This is a genomic window from Streptomyces torulosus (genome assembly GCF_001419765.1).
Classification (GTDB): domain Bacteria; phylum Actinomycetota; class Actinomycetes; order Streptomycetales; family Streptomycetaceae; genus Streptomyces; species Streptomyces torulosus.
In genome coordinates, this window is record NZ_LIRK01000791.1 from 1 (window position 1) to 2,326 (window position 2,326).

The following is a 2,326-nucleotide window of genomic DNA, read 5'->3' on the forward strand; positions in this document are numbered from 1 at the left end:
CTCCAGCAGGAGCCGCAGCCGCTCGTCGAGCTGCCTGCGGTCCGGGTCGTCGGGGGTGACGTCGCCGAGGTGCCGCAGGACACCGTCGAGGAGGGTCAGGGCCTCCTGTGCCGGTGACGCCTGCGGCGGGGCGAGTTCGGCGCGCAGCAGTGCCACCAGCGCCTGGGGGGTGGGGTGGTCGAAGACGAGGGTCGCGGGCAGCCGCAGTCCGGTGGCGGCGCCGAGGCTGTTGCGCAGCTCGACGGCGGTGAGGGAGTCGAAGCCGAGTTCGCGGAAGGTGCGCTGGGAGCCGAGGGACTGCGGCGAGCCGTGTCCGAGGACGGTGGCGGTGTGGGTGTGGACGAGGTCGAGCAGCATTTGGTCGCGCTCGGTGTCGGACAGGGCGGCCAGCCGCTCGGCGAGGGCGGGTTCGGCCGCGGCGGCGCCGGCCGCGCGCCGCAGGGCGGCGGTCTGCACCAGGGCGCGGAAGACGGGGGGCAGGGTGCCCGCCTCGGCCTGTGCGCGCAGGGCGGCCATGTCCAGCGGCACCGGTGCCACGGCGGAGGCGTCCACGCCGAGGGCGGTGTCGAACAGGGCGAGGCCCTGGTCGGTGCCGAGGGCCCGCAGCCCGGACCGGGCCATGCGGCGCTGCTCGGTGTCGCCGAGTCCGGCGGTCATGCCGTCGCCGGCCTGTTCCCAGGCCCCCCAGAGCAGGGAGACGGCGGGGAGCCCGCGGGCCCTGCGCCGGGCCGCGAGGGCGTCGAGGCAGGTGTTCGCGGCGGCGTAGTTGGCCTGGCCGGGGTTGCCGGTGAAGCCGGACGCGGAGGAGAACAGGGCGAACACGGCCGGGTCGTGGCCGAGTTCACGGGTGACGGCGTCGAGGTGGGCGGCGGCGTCGGCCTTGGGGAGCAGGACGCGGTGGAGTTGCTCGTCGGTGAGGCCCGCGGCGATGCCGTCGTCGAGGACGCCCGCGGTGTGGACGATCGCCGTGGTGGGGCGGTCGGCGGGCAGGCCGGCCAGGGCGGAGCGCAGGGCGTCGCGGTCGGCGACGTCGCAGGCGAGGGTGGTGACGTCGACGGCGCCCGCCGCCCGCAGTTCGGCCTCCAGTTCCGCGGCGCCGGGGGCTGCGGGGCCGCGGCGGCCGAGCAGCAGCAGATGCCGGGCGCCGTGGCGGGTGACGAGGTGGCGGGCGACGAGGCCGCCGAGGTGGCCGCCCGCGCCGGTGACGACGAAGGTGCCCGCCGGGTCGGGGGTGCGGGGGACGGTGAGGACCGCCTTGCCGACGAGTTTCGCCTGGCTCAGCGCCCGGAACGCGTCGCGGGCCCGACGGATGTCCCACACGGTCAGCGGGGGCGGGGTGAGTGCTCCTTCCGCGAAGAGGCCGAGGACCGCCCGGAGCATCTCGCGCATCCGGTCGGGCGCCGCTTCCTGGAGGTCGTACGCCTGGTAGGTGACGCCGGGGTGGGCCGCGGCCACATCCTGCGTGTCGCGGATGTCGGTCTTGCCCATCTCCAGGAAGTGGCCGCCGCGCGGCAGGAGTCCGAGGCCCGCGTCGACGAAGTCCCCGGCGAGGCAGTCGAGGACGACGTCCATGCCCTGCCCGCCGGTGGTCCGCCGGAAGTGGTCGGCGAAGCCGAGGCTGCGCGAGTCGGCGGTGTGGTCGTCGTCGAGCCCGGCGGCGCGCAGCACGTGCCGCTTCCCCGCGCTGGAGGTGGCGTACACGTCGGCGCCGAGGTGCCGGGCGAGCTGGACGGCGGCGGTGCCGACGCCTCCGGCGCCGGCGTGCACGAGGACCTTCTGGCCGGGGCGGACACCGGCGAGGTCGACGAGGCCGTAGTACGCCGTGAGGTAGGCGATGGGTACGGCGGCGGCCTGTTCGAAGGTCCAGTCGTCGGGCATGGGGGCCAGCCAGCGGTGGTCGGTGACGGCGACCGGGCCGAACGAGGCGGGGCCGAGGCCGAGGACCCGGTCACCGGGCCGGAGATCGGGCACGTCGGGGCCGACGGCGCTGACGACACCGGCGAGTTCGCCGCCGAGGCCACGCATCCCGGGGACGAGGCCGAGGGCGACGACGACGTCCCGGAAGTTCACACCGCAGGCGCGGACCTCGACCCGGACCTGGCCCGGGGCAGGCGGATCCAGGAGGCTGTCGGGGGCCGGGACGAGGGCCAGGTCGTCGATGGTGGCGCCGTCGCCCGCGCGGTCGAGGACCCAGTTTCCGGGTCCGGGCGGGGGCAGGAGCGCCGGTTCACGGGTGAGCGGCACCAGGCGGGGTGCGTGGAGGGTGCCCGCGCGGAGGGCGAGGCGGGGTTCCGGGTGGGCCACGGCGCGGCCGAGGACGGCGGCG

Annotated in this window: 1 protein-coding gene; it reads right to left on the reverse strand. The window is 76.7% G+C overall.

What is annotated here, in order from left to right:
• Positions 1-2,326, reverse strand: a 2,326-nt coding sequence (locus AOK23_RS40005; protein ID WP_157878298.1) for a type I polyketide synthase, incomplete at both ends; no start/stop codon positions are given.